At 71.9% G+C, this 21,374-nt stretch carries 19 protein-coding genes; 11 read left to right on the forward strand and 8 right to left on the reverse strand.

Annotated features, from left to right (window positions below):
* Positions 1 to 25 precede the first annotated feature (25 nt).
* Positions 26 to 628, forward strand: a complete 603-nt coding sequence (locus tag VT50_RS05800) for a DUF305 domain-containing protein (RefSeq protein ID WP_046088338.1) — start codon at positions 26 to 28, stop codon at positions 626 to 628.
* Positions 629 to 676: 48 nt separating this feature from the next.
* Here VT50_RS05800 and VT50_RS05805 read toward each other — a convergent pair whose 3' ends face one another.
* Both VT50_RS05805 and VT50_RS05810 read right to left on the reverse strand, forming a co-directional pair.
* Positions 677 to 1,450, reverse strand: a complete 774-nt coding sequence (locus VT50_RS05805) for an IclR family transcriptional regulator (RefSeq protein ID WP_046088355.1) — start codon at positions 1,448 to 1,450, stop codon at positions 677 to 679.
* A 92-nt stretch (positions 1,451 to 1,542) separates the two neighbouring features.
* The gene (locus VT50_RS05810) at positions 1,543 to 2,193 is read right to left on the reverse strand and encodes a TetR/AcrR family transcriptional regulator (protein ID WP_046088356.1); all 651 of its coding nucleotides are present in this window, start codon (positions 2,191 to 2,193) and stop codon (positions 1,543 to 1,545) included.
* 167 nt (positions 2,194 to 2,360) lie between these two features.
* Here VT50_RS05810 and VT50_RS05815 point away from each other — a divergent pair, with 167 nt between their 5' ends.
* A complete protein-coding gene (locus VT50_RS05815) occupies positions 2,361 to 3,131 on the forward strand; it encodes an NADPH-dependent F420 reductase (RefSeq protein ID WP_046088339.1) in 771 nt (256 codons plus the stop codon).
* 57 nt (positions 3,132 to 3,188) lie between these two features.
* Here the strand turns inward: VT50_RS05815 and VT50_RS05820 are convergent, their stop codons facing one another.
* Entirely contained in the window at positions 3,189 to 4,001 is an 813-nt protein-coding gene (locus VT50_RS05820; protein WP_053048691.1) for a 2-keto-4-pentenoate hydratase, read from the reverse strand.
* Positions 4,002 to 4,044: 43 nt separating this feature from the next.
* Positions 4,045 to 5,151: a zinc-binding dehydrogenase gene (locus VT50_RS05825; protein ID WP_046088340.1), complete on the reverse strand. Its 1,107-nt coding sequence runs from the start codon at positions 5,149 to 5,151 to the stop codon at positions 4,045 to 4,047.
* 188 nt (positions 5,152 to 5,339) lie between these two features.
* Between VT50_RS05825 and VT50_RS05830 the strand changes: the two genes are divergently transcribed.
* Positions 5,340 to 6,776, forward strand: a complete 1,437-nt coding sequence (locus VT50_RS05830) for an aldehyde dehydrogenase (NADP(+)) (protein ID WP_046088341.1) — start codon at positions 5,340 to 5,342, stop codon at positions 6,774 to 6,776.
* A 69-nt stretch (positions 6,777 to 6,845) separates the two neighbouring features.
* Here the strand turns inward: VT50_RS05830 and VT50_RS05835 are convergent, their stop codons facing one another.
* Entirely contained in the window at positions 6,846 to 8,069 is a 1,224-nt protein-coding gene (locus VT50_RS05835; protein WP_338058308.1) for an alpha-hydroxy acid oxidase, read from the reverse strand.
* A gap of 276 nt (positions 8,070 to 8,345) precedes the next feature.
* Between VT50_RS05835 and VT50_RS05840 the strand changes: the two genes are divergently transcribed.
* The 5 genes from VT50_RS05840 (at position 8,346) to VT50_RS05860 (ending at position 13,253) form a co-directional block, all read left to right on the forward strand.
* Positions 8,346 to 9,119: an SDR family oxidoreductase gene (locus tag VT50_RS05840; RefSeq protein WP_046088343.1), complete on the forward strand. Its 774-nt coding sequence runs from the start codon at positions 8,346 to 8,348 to the stop codon at positions 9,117 to 9,119.
* Between the two features lie 50 nt (positions 9,120 to 9,169).
* Entirely contained in the window at positions 9,170 to 10,603 is a 1,434-nt protein-coding gene (locus VT50_RS05845; RefSeq protein ID WP_078840847.1) for an MFS transporter, read from the forward strand.
* Positions 10,604 to 10,609: 6 nt separating this feature from the next.
* Positions 10,610 to 11,428: an N-acyl homoserine lactonase family protein gene (locus VT50_RS05850; protein WP_046088344.1), complete on the forward strand. Its 819-nt coding sequence runs from the start codon at positions 10,610 to 10,612 to the stop codon at positions 11,426 to 11,428.
* A gap of 76 nt (positions 11,429 to 11,504) precedes the next feature.
* Complete coding sequence (locus VT50_RS05855; RefSeq protein WP_046088345.1) at positions 11,505 to 12,794, forward strand: hydroxyacid-oxoacid transhydrogenase; 1,290 nt, start codon at positions 11,505 to 11,507, stop codon at positions 12,792 to 12,794.
* Between the two features lie 9 nt (positions 12,795 to 12,803).
* A complete protein-coding gene (locus VT50_RS05860; protein ID WP_046088346.1) occupies positions 12,804 to 13,253 on the forward strand; it encodes an FmdB family zinc ribbon protein in 450 nt (149 codons plus the stop codon).
* 155 nt (positions 13,254 to 13,408) lie between these two features.
* Here the strand turns inward: VT50_RS05860 and VT50_RS05865 are convergent, their stop codons facing one another.
* The gene (locus VT50_RS05865; RefSeq protein ID WP_046088347.1) at positions 13,409 to 14,428 is read right to left on the reverse strand and encodes an LLM class flavin-dependent oxidoreductase; all 1,020 of its coding nucleotides are present in this window, start codon (positions 14,426 to 14,428) and stop codon (positions 13,409 to 13,411) included.
* Positions 14,429 to 14,675: 247 nt separating this feature from the next.
* The gene (locus VT50_RS05870) at positions 14,676 to 16,166 is read right to left on the reverse strand and encodes an MFS transporter (protein ID WP_078840848.1); all 1,491 of its coding nucleotides are present in this window, start codon (positions 16,164 to 16,166) and stop codon (positions 14,676 to 14,678) included.
* A gap of 175 nt (positions 16,167 to 16,341) precedes the next feature.
* Between VT50_RS05870 and VT50_RS05875 the strand changes: the two genes are divergently transcribed.
* A complete protein-coding gene (locus VT50_RS05875) occupies positions 16,342 to 17,274 on the forward strand; it encodes a helix-turn-helix transcriptional regulator (RefSeq protein ID WP_046088348.1) in 933 nt (310 codons plus the stop codon).
* Here VT50_RS05875 and VT50_RS05880 read toward each other — a convergent pair.
* Positions 17,244 to 18,569, reverse strand: coding sequence for a flavin monoamine oxidase family protein (locus VT50_RS05880; RefSeq protein ID WP_206269346.1), 1,326 nt, complete (start codon positions 18,567 to 18,569; stop codon positions 17,244 to 17,246). The two genes, VT50_RS05875 and VT50_RS05880, sit on opposite strands and share 31 nt — an antisense overlap.
* A 230-nt stretch (positions 18,570 to 18,799) precedes the next feature.
* On the opposite strand from VT50_RS05880, the gene VT50_RS05885 reads away from it, so the two are divergent.
* Together VT50_RS05885 and VT50_RS05890 are read left to right on the forward strand one after the other, a co-directional pair.
* Positions 18,800 to 19,594, forward strand: a complete 795-nt coding sequence (locus tag VT50_RS05885; RefSeq protein WP_046088350.1) for an IclR family transcriptional regulator — start codon at positions 18,800 to 18,802, stop codon at positions 19,592 to 19,594.
* A 175-nt stretch (positions 19,595 to 19,769) separates the two neighbouring features.
* Positions 19,770 to 21,191 carry an LLM class flavin-dependent oxidoreductase gene (locus VT50_RS05890; protein ID WP_046088351.1) on the forward strand — a complete coding sequence of 474 codons (1,422 nt, stop codon included), beginning with the start codon at positions 19,770 to 19,772 and terminating at the stop codon, positions 21,189 to 21,191.
* Positions 21,192 to 21,374 lie beyond the last annotated feature (183 nt).

Below are 21,374 nucleotides of genomic sequence, written 5' to 3' on the forward strand. Positions count from 1 at the left end.
CACACGAAACACGAGGGGGCCCGGCATGACATCGGCCACCGCCGCGCGGCGCGCGGCGTCCGCAGCGGTGCTGGCGGCGCTGCTCGCCACGGGATGTGGCGGGGGCGGCGGGAAGCCGTCCGGCGAGCCACGGTCGACGTCGGCGGCGCGGCACCCCGCCGCCCGGGCCCCGAGCGGGCAGGCGACGTCGGGTACGTTCAACTCCAGCGACATCGGCTGGATCCAGCTGATGATCGCGATGGACGACCAGGCGGTGCTCCTGCTCGACCTGGTCCCGGGCCACTCCTCCGACGCCGGGGTGGAGAAGTGGGCGAAGCCGGTGGCCACCGCGTATCGCGCCGAACTCGCCCGGCTGCGAAAGCTGCTGGCCCGGGCGGGCGTGCCGGACACCAACCCCCACGAGGGGCACGACATGCCCGGCATGGTGACGGAGGACGAACTCCACACCATCGAGCGGGCGAAGGGCACCGCCTTCGACGCGCTCTTCCTCGCGGCGATGCGTGAACACCTCGACCAGGCGGCGAAGGTCGCCCACTCGGAGCGCTCGGCGGGCGCCGATCCGGCCACCAGGAAACTGGCCGTGAGCGTGGAGCGGACTTCGCACACCTGGCGGGCCCGCCTGCCCTAGCGGTTCGGGCGGGAGGGTACGGGCCCGCGTGGGCCGCTTGGTGGGTGGTTACGACGGCACGCTTGCTCCCAGCCGTCGTGCCATGGCCTTCGCGCCGTCGAGGACCAGCTCGACGTAGTGCTCCTTCTCCGCGTCGCCCCATCGCGGAGTGGGCACCGAAATGCTCATGGCCGCCACGCAGTGGCCGAGGCGGTCGTACACGGGGGCGGCGACGCAGGCCGCGTGGTCGTTGGACTCGCAGTACTCCTCGGTCCAGCCGCGCTCGCGGGCCGTTTCGACCTCGGACAGCAGCCGCTCGCGGGTGGAGACGCTGTTGGCGGTCATCCGCTGCAGCGCCTTGTCGTTCGGGAACAGCTCATCGAGTTCCCGGGCCGGGAGGGCGCTCAGCAGGGCCTTTCCGCCCGCGGTGCAGGAGGCGGGCAGACGGCTTCCCACCTGGGACACCAGCCGGACCGAGTGCGTGCTGTCGATGCGCACGATGAACACCGCGAATCCGCCGTCACGCACGACGACCTGGACCGTTTCGCCGCATGCCCGCGCCACCTCACCGGCGCACTCCCGGCCCACGGTGGCGAGGTCGAGCCCGCGCTCATAGCCCGCGCCGAGACGCAGGGCGCTCAGCCCCATCACGACGCGTCCGGTCTCCTTGGAGATCGTCACATAGCCGCGGTCGGCCAGAGTGTTGACGAGTTCGTGGGTGGTGGCACGGGGCAGGCCGAGGTGTTGGGTGATCTCCGGAACCCGCAGCCCCTCGTCCTGGTCGACGAGCAGTTCCAGGATGTCCAGGCCCCGGCGAAGGGCCGGAGCGGTGAGACGCGCCACGATGGCCTCCCAGCACACGTTTCAGCGGAACCCGTCTCCGCAGACTGCGTCCAAAATATCAGACACAGGGAATGCGGTCCTCGGCCGGTGGGTCAGTCGCCGCTCACGGGTGGGTCCGCGCGCGGTCCCGGCTCGGGCAGTGGCTCGGTGTTGCGGCTGCTGAGGCCGTCGAGGGAGATCCGCAGCAGGCGGCGCCACTGGCCGGGGTGGCTGTCGTCGGCCGCCTGGACGGTCTGGCTCAGGGAGGTGCTGAGCAGGACGAGGTCGGCGGTGGTGACGCCCTCGCGGAGGAGTCCGGCGGATGCGCAGCGGACGCGCAGTTCGTCGATGAAGGCGTCGCGGTGCCGGGCGCATACGCGCGAGGGGGCGCCGGTGGCGGTGTAGCTCTCGACGAGGGCGCGGTTGCGGGCCTGATGGGTGAGGGCCTGTTCGAAGAAGCCGGTCAGGGCCTCCCAGGGGTCCTCGGTCGCGGCCGCCGCCTCGTGGGCGGCGGTGAGCCAGGAGGTCACCTCCCGTTCCAGGACGGTGATGAGCAGATCGTCCTTGGCCGGGAAGTGGCGGTAGAGCGTGCCCATGCCGACACCGCTGCGCCGGGCGATCTCGCGGACGTCGACGGCGCACCCCTGCTCGGCGAAGACCACACCGGCCGCCTCGATGATCGCGGCGCGGTTGCGCTCGGCGTCCGCGCGGCGGGCGCGCCTGGCGGGGGGCTGTGCGGGCGTGGACTGGTCGGCGCTGGTCACGGCGTTCAGCGTACAGGTGGCTTTACGGAGCACTCGCTCCGGATGTTGCGGAACGCGTGCTCCGGTTGTGTTACGGTCAAGAGGAGCAACCGCTCCGGTTCGGCGGGCGGGCGGGGCCCCGGCCTTCGCGCACCCGTACGGGTCCGTCAGACGAGGAGACCTCTTTCATGGCAACGCTTGGCTTCATCGGCAGCGGCAACATCGGCACCAGACTGGCCCGGCTCGCGATCGCGGCGGGCATCGATGTCGTCCTGTCCAATTCCCGCGGGCCCGAGACCCTGGCCCAGACGGTCGCCGAGCTCGGGGAGCGCGCCCGGGCCGCGACGCCCGAGGAAGCGGCCCGGGCGGGCGACTGGGTGGTGGTGAGCGTCCCGCTGGCCGCCTACCGCCAGCTCCCGGCCGCCGCGCTGGCGGGCAAGGTCGTGCTCGACACGATCAACTACTACCCGTCCCGCGACGGGGACTTCGAGGAGCTCGACTCGGGCAAGACCACCACGAGCGAGCTCGTCCAGCGGCACCTGAGCGGCGCCAGGCTCGTCAAGGCGTTCAACAACATCACGGACGGCCACATCCCTGCGCTCGCGCGCCCCACGGGAGCCGCCGACCGCAGCGCCCTGCCGATCGCCGGTGACGACCCGGAGGCGAGGACGAGCGCCGCCGCGCTGATCGACCGGCTGGGCTTCGACGCCGTCGACGCGGGCCCCCTGACCGAGAGCTGGCGCTTCGAGCCGGACACCGCCGCCTATGTGACGCCCTACTCCGCCGACCCCGAGGCGCTGAACGCGGCGAAGGCCACGATGGCCGAGGAGGTCAGGTCCAGCGGATCGTTCCGGACCCGGCCCCCCGTGGATCCGGGCGCCCCGCTGTCCGCGGACCGGCTGCGCACCCTGCTGGCCGAGACGCCCCGCGTCCTCACCGCGGACCGCGTACTGCGCTGACGTCCCCAACCGCCCACGGGCTGGGGCCGGTTGTGTCCCGGCCCCGGCCACCGGCGGTCAGTCGACGTCGAGGGTGATCCGGCCCAGCGCACCGAGGTCGGCCACCAGGTGGTCGCCAGTGCTGATCGCCGTCGGGGCGCACAGGGTGCCGCTCAGGACGAGGTCCCCGGCCTCCAGTCGCCTTCCGCTGCGCAGCAGATGCCGGGCGAGCCATGCCACCGCCTCGGCGGGGTCGCCCATGACGGCGGCCGCGCTCCCCGGCACCGTACGCGAGCCGATCGTCAGCGTGGCGGCGACCTTCGACAGGTCCACGGACGCCGACGGCACGACCGGCGGCCCCACCATCGCGCGGGCGGCGTTGGTGTTGTCCGCGACGAGCATCGGGAGCGTCCGCGCACCACCGCGCCACCGGCTGTCGACGATCTCGAAGGCCGGTGCCACGGTGGCGGTGGCATCGCGGACGTCGCCAGCGGTCACTCCCGGACCGGGCAGCGCCTCGCCCAGGGTGAACGCGACCTCCACCTCCGCCACCGGGGCGAACAGCCCGGCCGCGACGAGGGGTTGGCCGTCCTCGAGCTGCCTGCTGGCGAGCAGGTGGCCGGCGGCGGGCTCATCGGCGCCGAAGGTCTCCCGTGCGGGCCGTGCCGTGAGGCCGACCTTGTGGCCGATCGCCCGCTCACCGGCAGCGATCGCCAGTTCGAGGGTGGCGGCCTGGACGGCGTAGGCCATCTCGAGACCATCGAGCCGATCGGCCAGGGCCGGATCCACCGCGGCGGAGTCGACCGCGGCGGAGTCAACGGCAGCGGCAGTGCCCGCCTTGCCCGCTTCCCACAGCCGTCGGCCCAGTTCCGCGACCAGTTCCTTGTTCATCGCTCTCTCCTACCCCCGGGTCCGTCTCTGAGCCCGTCCGCACTCACAGCTTAGGACCGGGGACGATCACCGCACGCCCGGTCGCCCCCTGCGCCAGCGCCGCGTACGCCTCGTTGACCGCCGACAGCTCGTACCGTTCGCCGAGCAGCTTGTCGAGCGGCAGTCGGCCGGTCTTGAAGAGCTCGACCAGCCTGGGGATGTCGACCGGTGTGTTGGCCGAGCCGTAGAGGCTGCCGACCAGCCGCTTCTCCTGCTGCACCAGGGGGTTGACGGGCACGGCCGCGGTGGCGCCCGCCTTGCCGAGGCCGACGGCGACGGCGGTCCCGCCGGTGCCTACGACCTCGACCGCCTGGGCCAGGGTCTGGGGCCTGCCGACCGCGTCCAGCGACCAGGCCATCGGACGCGGCGAGATCTTGACGAGCTCTTCGACGAGGCTGTGGGTGCGGACGTTGACCGCATGGGTGGCACCCAGCTCAAGGGCCTTCTCCAGCCTGGTGTCCACCGTGTCGACCGCGACGATGGGATCGGCGCCGACGAGGCGCAGCCCCATCACCGCACTCAGCCCGACGCCACCGGCACCGATGACCACGACGCCCTCCCCGGTGGCGTCCTTCATGACGTTCAGCGCGGCACCGGCCCCGGTCACCACGGCACATCCGGTGATCGCCGCGATCTCCGGCGGAACGTCAGGGTCGATCGTGAGGACCGACCGTTCGGATACGACGCATCGTTCGGCGAAGCAGGAGACCCCCATGAGGTGGTGCAGCTTCTCGCCGTTCAGGTTCAGCCGTGACGTCCCGTCGAGCAGACCGCCGGAGGCCGCCTGCACCCGGCCCAGCGCGCACAGGGCGGGGCGGCCGGTGGTGCAGAACTCGCAGTCGCCGCACCGCGGGCGCCACAGCGTGATGACGGTGTCGCCGGGGCGGACCCGGGTCACCCCCTCCCCCACCCGCTCCACCACGCCCGTCCCCTCGTGCCCGAGCACCGCGGGCAGGCGGACGGTGAGGTCGCCGTTCATGTAGTGGAGATCGCTGTGGCACACCCCGGCGGCGAGCACGCGGAGGGCGACCTCGCCCGGTCCGGGGGCGTCGAGCTCGACGTCCTCGACGGTCAACCGCGCACCGGGCCGGTGCAGTACTGCTGCCTTCATGGAGCCACGCCTCACTCTGTCCACCGTGTACGAAACTTCAGACGCTGTCTTACGGGTTGAGTATGGGAGCCCGCCTCGACGGCCGTCAAGGCGCGTTGACGGAGGCGCCTACGCATGCCACCGTGTCTCAAGAATAGGATGACGTCTCACATATAAGACACAGCTGACACCATGAGGGAGCACGCCTGATGACCGATCCGACAGACGCGCAGGTGCTGGCGCGGAAACTCGACGCCGCCACGGCCGCGTTCGAGCGGTGGAGCCGCCTCCAGCCTGCCGACCGCGCCCCGTTTCTCGAGGCCATCGCGTCCGCGCTCGAGGAGGCCGCGCCGAAGCTCGTGGCCCTCGCGGACGAGGAGACCTCCCTCGGGGAACCCCGGCTGCGCAACGAGATGGTCCGCACGGTGTTCCAGCTCCGGCTCTTCGCCGAGACGGCCACGCGGGGCGAATACCTCGGGGCCACGATCGACCGTGCCGACCCCGCGTGGCCGATGGGCCCGCGGCCCGATCTGCGCCGGGTGCTCGAACCGCTCGGCCCGGTCCTCGTCTTCGCCGCGAGCAACTTCCCGTTCGCGTTCAGTGTGGCGGGCGGGGACACCGCCTCGGCGCTCGCGGCGGGCTGCCCGGTCGTGGTCAAGGCCCACTCCGGCCACCCCAGGCTCTCGGCCGCCACGGCGGAGGTGGTGCAGCGGGCACTGCGGTCAAGCGGCGCCCCCGAGGGGCTTTTCGACGTGGTCTTCGGGACGGAGGCGGGCCGGGCCGCGATCGTCGATCCGCGGGTGAGGGCGGGCGCGTTCACCGGGTCGACGGAGGCGGGCCGGGCGCTCTTCGACCTCGCGGCCGGCCGTCCGGAGCCCATCCCCTTCTTCGGTGAACTCGGCAGCGTCAACCCGGTGTTCGTCACGGAGGCCGCCGCCGGGCGGCGCGGGCCCGCGATCGTCTCGGAGTTCGTCGGGTCGTTCACCCTCGGCGCCGGGCAGTTCTGCACCAAGCCCGGCATCCTGCTGGTCCCGGCGTCGGCGGAGCTGGTGGACGAGGTTCCCGGCGCGGTCCCGGGCGCGCCGCTCACCCTGCTCAACGAGCGCATCCGGACCTCCTATGCGAGCGCGCTGCGGGAGTTGCGCGACACGGCCGGGGTGCGCGTCCTGGTGAGCGGCGGCCACGACGGCGCCGGTCCGTCCCCCACGGTGCTGTGCACGACCTCGGCCGACCTGCTCCGCGACCCGGACACACTCATCCGGGAGGTGTTCGGGCCGACCGCGCTGGTCGTGGAGTACGCGCGGGAGAGCGAACTGCTGGACGTGGCGAGGGCCATCGACGGACAGCTCACCGCGTCCGTCCAGGGCGAGGACGACGACACCATCGCCCCGGAGCTGATCAGGCTGCTGGCCGCCAGGGCCGGGCGTGTGCTGTGGAACCAGTGGCCCACGGGTGTGTCGGTCACCTACGCCCAGCAGCACGGCGGCCCCTACCCGGCCACCACGGCACCGGCCACGACCTCGGTGGGGACCGGGGCCATCCACCGCTTCCTGCGGCCGGTCGCCTACCAGGGCGTGCCGCAGCACCTGCTGCCGCCCGCGCTGCGGGACGCGAATCCGCTGGGCGTTCCCCAACGGGTCACCTGAGACCGGGCCGGAGGAGACCGGGCCGGAGGGTCCGCCTCCCCAGGCGGACCCTCCGTGTTCCCGGAACCCTCACGGCGTGCGCACATGATGCCGTGCGATGGCGTCGCTCGCGTTCAGCCCCAGCAGTTGCAGACTGCGTGCGTACTCCTCGCGCAGGATCGTGACGGCGCGCTCCACGCCCCGCTCGCCACCGGCCATCAGGCCGTAGAGATAGGCACGGCCGATCATGACCGCATCCGCCCCGAGCGCCCGCGCGGCGAGGATGTCCTGGCCGTGGGTGACGCCGCTGTCGAGGATCACCGTGGCGTCGGGGCCGAGCTCCTCGCGTATCTCCGGCAGCACCGTGAGGGTGGCCGGGGTGCGGTCGAGCTGCCGTCCGCCGTGGTTGGACACGACCACGCCGTCCGCGCCCGCCTCGACCGCGCGTCGCGCGTCGCGCGGGCTGAGGATCCCCTTGACCAGCAGCCGGTGCGGCCAGTTGGCGCGCAGCCACGCCAGATGGTCGTAGTTCAGCGTCGGTTCGAAGACGACATCGGCCACCCGTACGGCGTCGATCACATCGGTCTCGCCGGTCATGCTGCGCAGCGACGCGAACGCGATCGGGGCGGTGGTCAGCTTGTTGAGCACCCAGGACGGATAGCGGGCCATGCCGAACAGCGTGCGCAGGGTGAGCGACGGCGGGATCGTGAGGCCGTTGCGCATGTCCTTGGGGTGGCGCCCCGCCACGGGGGTGTCGACGGTGAGGACCACCGTGGTGAACCCGGCGGCGAGCGCGCGGTCCAGGAGTTCGGCGTTGAGGCGTTCATCGCGGGTCAGATAGAGCTGGAACCAGTGCTCGCCGCCGGGAGCCGCCGCGGCGACGTCCTCGACGGTCGAGGTGCCGACGGTGGACAGCGTGTACGGCAGGCCGTGGCGGGCGGCCACGCGCGCGACCGCCGCCTCGCCCTCGTGGTGCATCATCCGGGTGTATCCGGTCGGCGCGAAGATCAGCGGCATCGCGATCTCGCGGTCGAACACCCGCGTGGACAGGTCCGGGTGGTCGACCGGCGACAGATACTCCGGTACGAGTTCGACCGCCGCGAAGGCGGCCCTGTTCCGCCGCGCGGTCAGCTCCGCGTCGGCCGCGCCGTCCACGTAGTCGAACACCGCGCGCGGAGTCGTACCCACCGCCGCCTTCCGGAGGTCGCGGATGGTCAGCGCGGCCCCGAGCCGCCGCTCGACCGGGTTGAGGGTCGGCCGGCGGACCCGCAGGACCTCGCGCAGCTCGGACCACCGGGGTCGCTGCCGCGCCACGCGGGGCCGCTGCCGGGCTGCGGATGTCGTTGGGGGCTGGGTGACGGTCACGGTCATGCCTCTCGATGTGCGGGTGTCGGTGGCCGTTCGGCCATTGACGAGATTTTGGACGCTGTCCGAGAAATCGGAGTCTGACGCTCGACTTCGGCGTGCGTCAAGCCTTGACGCGGCACTCCCCCGTGGGCACCATCTGGTTTGCATATAAGACAGCGTCCTATATTTCAGACGGCGCAACCCGGCGGTGCCGGGCGGCGCGAGCCGAAGAGGAAAGGTGCCATGCGACTCGGTCTGGCAGGCAAAACCGCTCTCATCTGCGCGTCCACATCCGGTCTCGGCCGGGCGACCGCCCGGGCCCTGGCGGAGGAAGGGGCCAAGGTCGTGGTCACGGGCCGGTCGGCCGAGCGCGCCAAGGAGGTGGCGGACGGGCTCCCGGGCGCGGTCGGCGTGGGCTGTGACCTGGTCGCGGACGGCGGCGCCGAGCGGCTTCTCACGGCCGCCCGCGAGGCCGTCGGCGACCTCGACATCCTCGTACTGAACGGGCCGGGCCCCGCGCCGGGACCGGCCCGCGCCACCGATACCACCGGGGTCGCCCAGGCCATCGCCACGCTGGTCACCCCGCAGGAGATCCTGGTGCGGGGCACCCTGCCGACCATGGTCGGGAGGGGCTGGGGCCGGATCCTGAGCATCAGCTCGACAAGTGTGCAGGCGCCGCTGCCGAACCTCTCGCTGTCCAACCTCGGACGGGCGGCGCTCGCCGGGTACCTCAAGACCCTCGCCGCCGAGGTGGCCGCACAGGGCGTGACCGTCAACTCCCTGCTCCCCGGGCGCATCGCCACCCCGCGGGCCCGGGAGATCGACGAGGCCGCCGCCCAGCGCACCGGCCAGCCGCTGGCCGAGGTCGAGGCCGCTTCCAAGACCACGATCCCGGCCGGGCGCTACGGCGAACCCGATGAGTTCGGCGCCGTCGCCGCGTTTCTGTGCAGCACCCAGGCCGCGTACATCACGGGCACCGCCCTCCGGTGTGACGGCGGCCTGGTGCCAACTCTCTGACCCCGTCAGAGGGTTCACCCGACTCCCCCATACGAGAGCAGCGCACCCGCATGAGCCATATCCCCGTCACCGACGCCGCGACCGGCGCGGGAGCCGAAGGACATCACCCGGCATCCCAGGCGGCCATCCGCAGAACCGCGCTGGCCGGAATGGTCGGCACCACGATCGAGTGGTACGACTTCTACATCTACGGCCTCGCCGCGGCGCTGGTCTTCGGCACCGAGTTCTTCCCCGACTTCTCGCCGACGGCCGGGACCCTGGCCGCGTTCGGCACCTTCGCGGTCGGCTTCGTCGCCCGCCCGCTCGGCGGAGTGATCTTCGGTCACTTCGGGGACCGCGTGGGGCGCCGACAGGCCCTCATGCTGACGCTGTTCCTGATGGGCGCGGCGACCGTCGTCGTCGGCCTGCTGCCCGGCTACCAGACCATCGGCCTCTGGGCGCCCGTCCTGCTGGTCACGCTGCGCTTCCTCCAGGGGTTCGCCGTGGGCGGCGAGTGGGGCGGTGCGGTGACGATGGTCGTGGAGTCCTCGCCGCGCGACCGGCGGGGGTTCTACGGGAGTCTGCCGCAGATGGGGGTGCCGCTCGGTCTTGTGCTGTCGTCGACCGTGTTCGCGGTGGTCTCCACGCTGCCCGATGACGACCTCCTCGCCTGGGGCTGGCGCGTCCCCTTCCTGCTCAGCGTGGTGCTGATCGGGGTCGGGCTGTTCCTCCGCTCGCGCATCTCCGAGACCCAGGCGGTCGCCCGGGTGAGGGCGGCGGGGCGGGCGCGCAAGATGCCGGTCATGGAGGCGTTCCGCCACCACGGGAAGGCGATCGCCCTCACGGTCGGCATGTATGTCTCGGCCGGTGTCCCCTTCTACATCGTCTCGGTCTTCGTGCTGTCCTACGGCTCCTCCCATCTCGATATCTCGCGGGGCGTGCTGCTGACGGGGATGCTCATCGCGGCGGTGGCCGAGGGTTTGGCGGTGCCGTGTTTCGGCGCACTGTCGGACCGCTGGGGCCGGCGCCCGGTGTTCGCGGGCGCCGCCGGGTTCGCGGCCGTGCTCGCCTTCCCGTTCTTCTGGCTGCTGGCCACCGGGCAGACCGGACCCACCTGGCTGGCCATGCTGCTCGCGCTCGCCGTGGCACACGCGGGGATGTACGCGCCCACGGCGGCGATGTACGCGGAGCTGTTCCCCGCGGACGTCCGCTACACCGGTACCTCGGTCGGCTACCAACTCGGCGGTGTGGTGGCGGGGTTCGTGCCACTCGTGGCGGGCGCCCTGGTCGGCGCGGCCGACGGCGCCTCCTGGCCGATCGCCTCCATCTGGGCGGGCTCGGCACTCATCGGGCTGGTGTGCGTGCTGGTCGTCCGCGAATCCCGGGGGTGCGACCTCCAGCCCGGACCCGCCCGTGATGACACCAAGTCCTCCCGTACTCCTTCCGCCCATGTGTCCATGACCGCCGCCCGGCCCCCGGGTGGCTCCGTTCCCGACCAGAGGTGAAGCCCCATGACCACGAAGACCGCGAACAAGGTCCACGTCCTGAGCTGCGGAGCGATGAGCTGCGATCTGACGTGGCTGCTGCTCAAGGCGGGCCGTACGATGCGCACCCGCACCGAACACGAGCGGCCCCCGGAGTGGTACTCCTGCACCACCCACTGCGTACTGGTGGAGACCCCCGAGGGGACGCTGCTGTGGGACACCAGCTGCCCCCGCGACTGGGAGACCCGCTGGGCCCCGACCGGTCTGCAGGAGTACTTCCCCTACGACCAGGTGAGCGACGAGGAATACCTCGACGCGCGGCTCGGCCAGCTCGGTGTCCAGCCGCAGGACATCGACCATCTGGTCCTGTCCCATCTGCACTTCGACCACGCCGGGAACATCGGCATGTTCGCCGGCACCGGCGCACGGCTGGTGTGCCACGAGAAGGAGAAGGAGTTCGCCTTCGGCTTCGAGGGCGCCTTCAGCGGTGCCCACCTCAAGACGGACTACGCGGCGTGTGACTTCGACACCGTCAGCGGCGACACCGAGATCCTGCCCGGTGTCACCCTCATCGAGGCCCCCGGGCACACCCCCGGCACCATGTCGATGAAGGTGGACCTGCCGGAGACCGGGACGATGCTGTTCACCTCGGACGCCGTCTACATGGGGGACTCCTACGGGCCGCCCGCCACCCCCGCCGCCATTGTCAACGACCTGACCGCCTGGTACGCCTCGGTGGAGAAGATCCGCGGCATCGCGGAGCGGTCGGACGCCACCGTCGTCTTCGGCCATGACGCCGAGCAGCTGCGCTCGATGCGGCTCGCCCCCGATGGCTTCTACGCTTGATCGTCCGGATCCGGCGGCGCCGCGAGCCGGGCTCGCGGCGCCGCCGGGCCTACTCCGATCCCCAGGAGGGACGCGTATGAACAACACCGTTCCGGCCCGACCCGAGTCCGTGTTCACCTATGGCGCCCCGGCGCTGAAGTTCGGGCCGGGAGCGTCCGACGAGATCGGCTTCGACCTCTCCCAGCACGGGGTCCGCCGGGTCCTCGTGATCACCGACGCCGGGGTGGCCGCCACCGGCGCACCCCACCGCATCGCCGAACGGATGACCGCGTTCGGCATCGAGGCCCGGGTCTTCGACGACGTGCACGTGGAGCCCACCGACATCAGCCTGCGGGAGGCCGTCGACCACGCACGGGCGTCGGGCCCGTGGGACGCCTTCGTCGCGGTGGGCGGCGGCTCCAGCATCGACACCGCGAAGGCCGTCAACCTCCTCAGCACCAACCCCGGCACGCTGATGGACTACGTCAACGCGCCCGTGGGCAGGGCGCTGGCGCCCGAGAACCCGCTCAAACCGCTGGTCGCGGTCCCCACCACCACCGGAACCGGCTCGGAGTCCACCACCATCTGCGTGCTCGACGTACTGGAGCTCAAGGTGAAGACCGGCATCAGCCACGCCCGGCTGCGGCCCACGCTCGCGGTGATCGACCCGGACCTGACCCTCACCCTGCCCGCCGGGGTGACCGCCGCCAGCGGCATGGACATCCTGTGCCACGCGCTGGAGAGCTACACGGCCCGCCCGTACGACACCCTCCCGCGCAAACACCCCGAGCAGCGGGTGCCGTACTGCGGCGCCAACCCCATCTCGGACGCGTGGTCGGAACGGGCGCTGCACCTGCTGGCGCGGTCCTTCCGTACCGCGGTCCGCGACGGTGACGACCCCGGGGCGCGCTCCGACATGGCCCTCGCGGCCACCTTCGCCGGACTCGGGTTCGGCAACGCGGGTGTGCACATCCCGCACGCCAACGCCTACCCGATCGCCGGGCGGGTGAAGGACTTCCACCCCGAGGGCTACCCCGCGCACGAACCGATGGTGCCGCACGGGATGGCCGTCTCGCTCACCGCTCCCGAGGCGTTCCGCTTCACCTTCAACGCCCAGCCCGAACGGCATCTGCGGGCGGCGGAACTCCTCGCCCCGGGGATGGACCGCCCCGCCGACCCGGCCGAGGTACTGCCCACCGCGATCCAGGAGTTGATGCGGGACATCGGGATGCCCGACGGCATCGGCGGTGTCGGCTACGACAGGGGCGACATCCCCGCACTGGTGGACGGCGCCATGAAGCAGCAACGGCTGCTGGCCACCGCCCCGCGCGAGGTCACCGAGGACGACCTCGCCGGGATCTTCGACCGCTCGCTGTCGCTCTGGTGAGGAGGACCGATGGCCATCTATGAACTCGCCTGTGAGACCGGGCACCGCTTCGAGGTGATCCAGTCGTTCACCGCCCCGCTGCCGGACTGCCCGGACTGCGGGGCCGCGACCCGCAAGATCCCCAGCAGCTTCGCGCTCGGCGGCACCGCCGCCGTGCCACCGCCGCCGGAGCGGATGCCGCAGACCTGGAAGGGGACCTACCGGGGCGACCGCGACTACGTCACCGCGATGCGGCGCACCGCGGAGTCCCGGCAGAAGCTGGAGGAGCGGTACCCCGAACTCGCCGGCGACCGGCGGCCGGTCGTCGCCCACGAGGGCAGATACGAGGCGGCCCCGCTGCGCGCCGGGGACACGGTGCCCACGCCGTCCGAGGCACCCGGGCACGGCCACGGACACTCCCGTACACACGGCCACACTCATACGCACGGCCACGAGTCGAAGCCACCGAAGCCCGCGTAAGCGCGTGGCCCCCATGCCGCGGCCCACCCGGGCGACAAGTGGGTGGAATGACCTCCTGCCCGAGGTGGCGGTGGCGAACCCGAGGTGGCGGTGGCGAACCGGCTGGTGCCCCGAGCTGCAGCATCGACAGTGAAGTTCGCGGGCGGCATTGAGCGCTACGGGGCCGGTTGCCAGCCCAGGGCCGGGGCGAGCTCGGTGGCGATGTCGGTGAGGATCTGTACGTAGTCCTCGTGGTCGAAGGTGAAGGGCAGCGCGAACGCGACCTCCTCGACCTCCCGGAACGCGGCGTGTGAGGCCAGCCGTTCGGCGATGTCCTTCGAGGTGCCCACGAGGTCGGGCGCGAACATCATGCGCGCGGGCCCCTGGGGCGTGGCGGTGCGCGGCAGCCGCTGCCGGGCGTAGTGCTCGTACTTCGCGCGCTGCTCCGGTGAGGCGGTGTCGGTGGGGATGACGACGAGGCCCTGGGAGACCCGGGCGCGGTCGCCGTCGGGGTGGTGGGCGCGGAAGGTCCGGATGTGCGAGAGCTGGATCTCGGCGAAGTCCTCGGACTCCTCCGCCTTCACCACACTGCTGGTGAGCAGGTTCATGCCCTGCTCACCGGCCCACTGGGCGGACCGCAGACTGCCACCGCCGTACCACATCCGGCGGCCGAGCCCCGGGGCGTGCGGCTGGACGCGGTCGGAGAACACCTCGAAGCCCTCGACACCGCTGAGGTCGGTGACCCGTTCGCCGCGTACGCAGTCCAGCAGCCGTCGCACCCGCTCGTGGCCGAAGTCCTCGGTGTCGGCGGTGTCGGGGTGGAGCGCGCCCTTGACCTGGTCGTAGTGGTGCGGCGGACCGGCGCTGACCCCCGGGTTGAGGCGGCCCCCGGACAGGATGTCGACCGTCGCCAGGTCCTCGGCCAGCCGCAGCGGATTCTCCCACCCCATGGGGATGACGGCCGTGCCCAGTTCGATGCGGCTGGTGCGCTGCGAGACCGCCGCGAGAACGGCCACGGGAGAGGAGATGCCGTATTGCAGATGGCGGTGGCGCACCCAGGCGCTGTCGAACCCCAGCCGTTCGCCCAGTTCGATGATCTCGAGCGTGGACTCATGGCCCCGGCGGGGATCGTCCGCGTCGAACAGCCCAATGGTCAAGAAGCCCAGCCTGTGCAGGGGTTTCGAGGTCAGCGGCACAGCGTTCCTCCAGCGTCCGCGGCGTACTCCGCCGCACACCATTGCCGTTCCATTGTCGTGGAGTGGTTCACCTGGACGAGACGGATAGCGCGGTGGCACAGCGGCGGTGTCCGGCCTCCGGGGGCGGTGCGACCGCCCGGTCAGCGACAGAGGGCGCTGGAGGTGCGCAGGTAGTCCACGTAGCGGCAGAGCACGCCCGGATGCGTCGAATGCATGTCCCATATGGTCGTGACCACGAGAGCCGCTGTCAATGGACACCTTTTGGTGTCTCATCGCTCATCCCGCGGGAACGTCCCGGCGGAACATCCCGCAGGACCCGCAGGAGCAGAACCGCGAGGAGGGCACCGGCGAGGCAGACGAACCCCGCCGTGAGCATCGCCGTGTGCAGCCCGCCCAGCGTGGCGAGGGTGGGACTCCTCGTCGTGGCGAGCGCCTTGGTGCGCGCGGTGACGATGGCCGCCAGGCAAGCCGTCCCGATGGCGCCGAGGAACTGCGGCAGCTGCGACAGGCCGCCCGCGACGCCTTGTTCGTCCTCCCGCAGCCCGGACGTCATGGCGGTGATGAACGCCACCACGGTCAGTACGTGTCCGAAGCCCATGGCACCTGAGGTCAGCAGGAGGAGCGCCGTACCGCCGCGCTCGGGCAGCAGGACCATCGCGCCCGTGCCGAGCCCCTGCACGGCCAGGCCGGTGGCCATGGCCCCCGCCGTGCCGAGCGCGCCGATCAGCCGGGCGGCCAGCATGCCGCCGAGGAGCGCGGTGCCGCCCTCCGCGAGGAAGCCCGCACCGGTGGCCAGCGCCGAGTAGCCCAGCACGTCCTGCATGTACAGGCTCAGCAGGACCGTCGTTCCGCCGCACATCCCGAGCGTGATGAAACCGATCAGCCCGCTCCACTTCACCGTCGGCCTGTTCAGCAAACCGAGCGGGATCAGCGGCGCCGTGTGCCGCCGCTCCACCAGGAGGAACGCACCGAGGGCCAGCACGGCCAGGGCGAGGGAGCCGAGGGTGGGCACGCTGCCCCAGCCCGCCTCCGGGCCCGTCGAGACACCGTAGACGAGGGCGAAGAGGCCGATGCCCGCCAGGACCGCCCCCGGGATGTCGAGCCGGGCCGCCGCGCGCTCAGTGGCCGTCCCGGGCAGCAGGACGGTGGCGCCGAGCAGCACCAGCGCACCGATGATGACCAGGGTCAGCATCGTCCAGCGCCAGTTCAGCCCGCTGGTGATGACACCGCCGCCGAGGGTGCCGAGGACGAACCCCAGGGACAGCACCGCGCCGTTGACGCCGAGTGCCCTGGTCCGCCGGGGCCCTTCGGGGAACGCCGTCGTCATCAGGGCGATGGCGGTCGGCGCGATCATGGCGGCCGATGCGCCCTGGCCCACGCGGGCCGCGATCAGCGCCGCCGGGCCCGGTGCGAGCCCCGCGAACAGGGAGAACCCGGCGAAGAGCGCGACGCCCGCGATGAACAGCCGACGGCGGCCGACGAGGTCGGAGACCCGGCTGAACAGCGGCAGCAGACTCGCCGTCGGCAGCAGACAGGCCGTGGCCACCCACTGGAGCGCGCCGGTGCTCGCGAAGCCGAGGTCGCGTCCGATCTCCGGCAGCGCGACGGTCACGACCGAGAAGTCCAGCCCCGTCATGAAGGTGGCGCCGCACAGGGTGGCCAGGATCAGCCAGCCCCTGACGCCGAGTCTTCCGGTCTCCGCGCCAGGGCGCACGGATGAGGTGTCGGTTACCGCCATGGACTGTCTCCCGCGGGGTTGGACGGACGCGTGGCGCGCGGCGCCGATCGCGCCGACGCGCACTCAGCCTGTGGTGTGCGGCGGGCGCCACCCAGCCCCCTGCCAGGGGTATCCCCGCCGTGGCTACACCTGACAGATGCAGGCAGGACGCGGCGGAGAGCGGCATCCTGGGGCCATGGAGCAGCGATCGGAGCTCGGCGCATTCCTGCGCACCCGGCGGGCCCGGCTGCGTCCGGAGGACGTCGGCCTGCCCGACTACGGCAGCCGACGGCGCGTCCCCGGGCTGCGCCGCGAGGAACTGGCCCAGCTGGCGGGCATCAGCGTCGGCTACTACACCCGTCTGGAACAGGGCCAGAGCCCCAATGCCTCCGACGCCGTGCTCGACGCGATCGCCCGTGTCCTCCGGCTCGACGAGGCCGAGCGGTCCCATCTGCACAGCCTGGCCCGGCACCGGCAGAAGGCCCGCCGCCGCCCCCGCCCCGAGCAACTGCGCCCCGGCATCCGGCTGATGCTCACCGCGTTCGGAGACGTTCCCGCGCTGGTCATCGGCCGCCGGGGTGATGTGCTGGCCTGGAACCGCACCGCACACGCCCTGCTCGCCGGACATCTGCCCCCCGAGGCGCCGGAGCGGCCCCCGCAGCGGCCCAATGTCGCCCGTCTGGTCTTCCTCGATCCGCACACCCGCGAGCTGTACGCCGACTGGCGGGGCAAGGCCCGCGACACGGTCGCCGATCTGAGGATGACCGCGGCCCGCTACCCGGACGACCCGGAGCTGGCCGAGCTCATCGGCGAACTCACCCTGAAGAGCCCGGAGTTCGCATCGCTGTGGGCGGCTCATCCCGTCCGTGTGTGCATCCCGCCCACCCGGGTGTTCCACCATCCCGTGGTGGGTGTGATGACGCTGCACAACGAGCTGATGGAGCTGTCCCATGACCCGGGTCAGCGCATGGCGGTGTTCACCGCCGACACCGGCTCCCCCTCGGCGGCTGCGCTACGGCTCCTCGCGGACCTCGGCGCCGCGCCCCCGAGTGGTGGGCGGGGAGCCGAAAGCTCCCACGTGGCGGCGGGTGACGCCGGTCAGCCGGCGGAGGGCCGCCGGAGGTCCTGATGGCCCTGGAGGTCCTTCAGGACCCGGCGGGCCACGCGGGTGCCGCTTTCGACGGCGCCGTCGATGAAACCGGCCCAGATGTTCGCGTAGTCGCTGCTGGCGAAGTGCAGGACTCCGGCGTTCTCCTGCTGGGCGCGGTGGTAGCGGGTGAGTTGGTGGGGCTGCTGGATCAGCCAGGTCTCCTGGGAGTAGGGGTCGGCCATCCAGTCGTGGCCAGCGGCCTCGACCACGTCGAGGTCGTCGCGCCAGACCTTCAGTGCCGCGTCGATGGCCTGGGGGTCATTGACGTCGATCCGGGTCGAGTCCGGGCCGAAGGCGACCAGCACGGCGTCGTCCTCCCCGATGAACTCGGTGCGTACGACGGAGAGGGGGTGGGCCTGAGAGGAGTAGGCGAAGAAGGGCTTGACGCGGCCACGGACCCGGATCCACGCCTTGGCGCCACGGGAGGCGGTCTTCTCCATGCTGGGGCGGAGCTTGCCGTCCGGCAGCGCGGGGGCGATGTCGAGCTGGTGCAGGACGTTCTGCGGCACGGTGATCACCACATGCCGGGCGGCGACGGTCTGCCCCTCGCCGTAGGTGATCTCGGCGCCGTGGGCGCCGTGGGTGAGGGAGCGGACCGGTGCGGACAGTCGGACGTCGGCTTCCGCGTCGGCGGCGATGGCCTCCACCAGGCCACGGGTGCCGCCGGTGAGCCGGAAGACCGCGGACGCCTCGTGCATCAGATGCCAGGATCCGGCGGTGGCGGCGGTCCAGCGCAGGGCGCTGGTGTAGGCGCACTGGTCGAGCGGGGCGTTGAAGTGGCCCACCCACGCGGCCTCGTTGGCGTTCCTCTCGTCGGTGGACAGCTCGAGGTCGTCAAGCATCTCCTGGAGGTTGAACTGGTCCACATCGGCCAGCCGTGGGACGGTCAGCGGTGCGTTCGGGCGGGGGATCCACCTCATGGTGTCCGCCAGCAGCCGGGTCATGCCCGGGTCGATGAGCCGCATGAAGTCGTCCAGGGTCCCGCGGCGCACCTGGTCCCCGGCGAGCCAGTAGGTCTCCTCCGAGCGGGGGCCACGGGTGATCTCCAGGCCGTAGCGGGTGATCTCGGCCCAGATGTGCGGCTGGACCCAGTGCACCCAAGTGCCGCCCATCTCCAGGTCCCGGCCCAGCCGGTGATCGGTCCAGGTCCGGCCGCCGATCCGGTCGCGCGCCTCGAGGACGACGACCCGCGCTCCCTTCCGGCCGAGTTCACGAGCGGTGATCAGACCGGCGACTCCGGCTCCGATGACGACGACGTCTGCCTGCCCGGACACGTGAGTCCTCCTTCGTAGAGCCGCGACTCCCATACGCGTCCACATAATGAACGCGACGTCCACATCGGCGCGTATGGATAGTGGGCCGCACCCGCCGCCCCGCTGTCAAGACCTCACACGGCCGCGGCCCCGGCTCCCCGTGGTGACGGCGTCCACTCCCTGAACGGGCCGACGGGTACGGTGAGGGAAAAGGTCGAGCGCGGAGCGACTCCGCACGGCGAAGGGGCCCCATGAGCGACGCGTCCGGACCGGCGGACATGACCAACAAGTCCGTGACCAAAGGCGTCCGGCTGCTCCGCGAGCTGGCGGCCCAGCCCCGCTCCGGAGCCACCGTCACCACCCTCGCGAAGGCCGCGGGGATCTCCCGGCCCACCGCCTTCCGCCTGCTGTACAGCCTGGAGCAGAGCGGGCTCGTCGACCGCGTCGACAACAACTACGTCCTGGGCTGGGAGCTGGCCCGGCTCGGCCGCCACGCCGACCCCCACGCGGGCCTCGCCGCCCGCGCCCAGCCCCTGCTGCAGGAGCTGGCGGACAGGTTCAACGAGTCGGTGACCCTGTCGGTGCCGGACCCCAGGGGCGGGGTCGAGCTGATCGCCGAGGCCGCGGGCTCCCACGTGGTGAGCATCGTGCCGCACAACATGGTCGGCGAGCACTACCCGCTGCACGCCAGCTCCACCGGCAAGGTCCTGCTCGCCGACCTGCCCGTGGAGCAGGTGCTCGCGCTTCTGCCGGAGCGCCTTGAGCCCTTCGCCTCGCGCACCATCACCGATCGCGCGACCCTGCTCAAGGAGCTGGAGCAGGTCCGTGAGCAGGGCTACGGCGTCATCGACAACGAACTCGAGGAAGAGCTGCTGTCGCTGGCCCGCCCGATCCGCGACTCGTCCGGGACCCTGGTGGCGATCCTGGCCCTCGACGGGCCGCGGTACCGGTTCGGCCGGGACCGGATCCCCGAGGCCCTGCAGGAGATGCGCTCCATCGTCGACCGCCTGACCGAGGCGTTCTGGCAGGACTCACCGTCCGCCTAGGGCGCACCCCAGGGGTGCCCGAAGGGCCGTAACGCCCCACCTGTTGACACCGGCCCTGGCGAGACTTCAGCATGCTCAACATGAACGCAGCGTTCGCATACTGAACGCCGCTCCCTCAGGTGCTCTGCGGAACTCCCACCGCAGGAAGGCCCCGCCCCTCGCCCTGGAGCGCAGCATGAGCAATCAGCCGCTGAAGTTCTTCGCCTTCGACGTCACCGCTCCCGCCCATCTGACCGCGGGTTCCTGGCGTGACCCGGAGGACGAGGGCTGGCGCTACACCGACGTGGACTACTGGACCGACACGGCCCGGATGCTGGAGGACGCCTGCTTCGACGGCGTCTTCTTCGCCGACACCGTCGGATACCACGATGTCCACGGCGGGTCCCCCGACGCCGCGATGCGCGACGCCGCCCAGTTCCCGATCAACGACCCGGCCCTGGTCGTCCCGGCGATGGCCTCGGTCACCCGGCACCTGGGTTTCGGCGTCACCGCTTCCCTGACGTACGAGCAACCGTACGCGCTGGCCCGCAAGTTCAGCACGCTGGACCATCTGACGGCCGGACGGGTCGGCTGGAACATCGTCACCTCCTACAGCGAATCGGCCGCGCGCAACCTCGGCCTCGGGACGCAGGTCCCGCACGACAAGCGCTACGACATGGCGGACGAGTACCTGGAGGTCTGCTACAAGCTGTGGGAGAGCTCCTGGCAGGACGACGCGGTCATCCGCGACACGGAGGCCGGAGCCTATCTCGATCCGCGGCGCATCCATCCCATCGGCCACAAGGGCACCTACTTCGAGGTCCCCGGCGTCCACCTGTGCCAGCCGTCCCCGCAGCGGACCCCCGTGCTCTTCCAGGCGGGTGCCTCCTCGCGCGGCACGCTCTTCGCCGCGCGGCACGCCGAAGCGGTCTTCGTGAACACGATGACGCCCGAGCTCACCCGGCACGGCGTCGACCGGATCCGGACCGCGGTCGCGCGGGCGGGCCGCGACCCCAGGAGCGTCAAGGTCCTCGCCCTGATCACCGTGATCGTCGCGCCCACCGACGCACAGGCGCGGGAGAAGTACGAGCGGCACCTGGCGAAGGTGAGTTACGAGGGTGCGCTGGCCCGGTACGCGGGCTGGACCGGGATCGACCTCAGCAACGTCGACCCCGACCTGCCGCTCCAGTACGCCGACGTGGACGGCTCGCGCTCGATCGTGGAGATGTTCTCCAAGGCGGACCCCGGCCGGACCTGGACCACCCGGCAGATCGCCGAGTTCATCGGCGTCGGCGGCACCGGCGCGGTCATCGTCGGCTCCCCGCGCACGGTCGCCGCCGAGCTGCGCACCTGGCGGGACGTGGCGGACCTCGACGGCTTCAACCTCAGCTACGCGACCAAGCCCGGCGGCTGGGAGGACTTCATCGAGCTGGCGCTCCCGGAGCTGCGGCGGCAGGGCCTGGCCCGCGACGCCTACGACGAGCGGGCCACCACCCTGCGCGAGCGCTTCTACGGCGCGGGCCAGCGCCGCACCCTGCCCGACCACCCGGCCTCCGGGATCCGCGCCGCGCGGCACGAGGGCGGCCAACTGCCGGGCGCGGTGGGCGCGCTGGCCTGACCCGTCACCGCACTGACCTGACCTGTCTACGCACCGGCCTGACCCGTCACATCGAAGGGAGCAAGCATCACCATGACCACCGCCCCACCCACCCGCCCCGGCCTCCGCATCGACCAGCTGGACTTCCGGCACGTCATGTCCCACCTGCCCACCGGTGTGGTGGCGGTGACCGCCGTGGAACCC

It is taken from the genome of Streptomyces antioxidans (genome assembly GCF_000968685.2).
In the GTDB taxonomy this organism is placed as follows: Bacteria; Actinomycetota; Actinomycetes; order Streptomycetales; family Streptomycetaceae; genus Streptomyces; species Streptomyces antioxidans.

Bases quoted from the DNA above. Each gene is read 5' to 3' on its own strand.
- VT50_RS05800 (WP_046088338.1), top strand. From the start codon at position 26: ATGACATCGGCCACCGCCGCGCGGCGCGCGGCGTCCGCAGCGGTGCTG.
- VT50_RS05815 (WP_046088339.1), top strand. From the start codon at position 2,361: ATGGCAACGCTTGGCTTCATCGGCAGCGGCAACATCGGCACCAGACTG.
- VT50_RS05820 (WP_053048691.1), bottom strand. From the start codon at position 4,001: ATGAACAAGGAACTGGTCGCGGAACTGGGCCGACGGCTGTGGGAAGCG.
- VT50_RS05825 (WP_046088340.1), bottom strand. From the start codon at position 5,151: ATGAAGGCAGCAGTACTGCACCGGCCCGGTGCGCGGTTGACCGTCGAG.
- VT50_RS05830 (WP_046088341.1), top strand. From the start codon at position 5,340: ATGACCGATCCGACAGACGCGCAGGTGCTGGCGCGGAAACTCGACGCC.
- VT50_RS05840 (WP_046088343.1), top strand. From the start codon at position 8,346: ATGCGACTCGGTCTGGCAGGCAAAACCGCTCTCATCTGCGCGTCCACA.
- VT50_RS05845 (WP_078840847.1), top strand. From the start codon at position 9,170: ATGAGCCATATCCCCGTCACCGACGCCGCGACCGGCGCGGGAGCCGAA.
- VT50_RS05850 (WP_046088344.1), top strand. From the start codon at position 10,610: ATGACCACGAAGACCGCGAACAAGGTCCACGTCCTGAGCTGCGGAGCG.
- VT50_RS05855 (WP_046088345.1), top strand. From the start codon at position 11,505: ATGAACAACACCGTTCCGGCCCGACCCGAGTCCGTGTTCACCTATGGC.
- VT50_RS05860 (WP_046088346.1), top strand. From the start codon at position 12,804: ATGGCCATCTATGAACTCGCCTGTGAGACCGGGCACCGCTTCGAGGTG.
- VT50_RS05870 (WP_078840848.1), bottom strand. From the start codon at position 16,166: ATGGCGGTAACCGACACCTCATCCGTGCGCCCTGGCGCGGAGACCGGA.
- VT50_RS05875 (WP_046088348.1), top strand. From the start codon at position 16,342: ATGGAGCAGCGATCGGAGCTCGGCGCATTCCTGCGCACCCGGCGGGCC.
- VT50_RS05885 (WP_046088350.1), top strand. From the start codon at position 18,800: ATGAGCGACGCGTCCGGACCGGCGGACATGACCAACAAGTCCGTGACC.
- VT50_RS05890 (WP_046088351.1), top strand. From the start codon at position 19,770: ATGAGCAATCAGCCGCTGAAGTTCTTCGCCTTCGACGTCACCGCTCCC.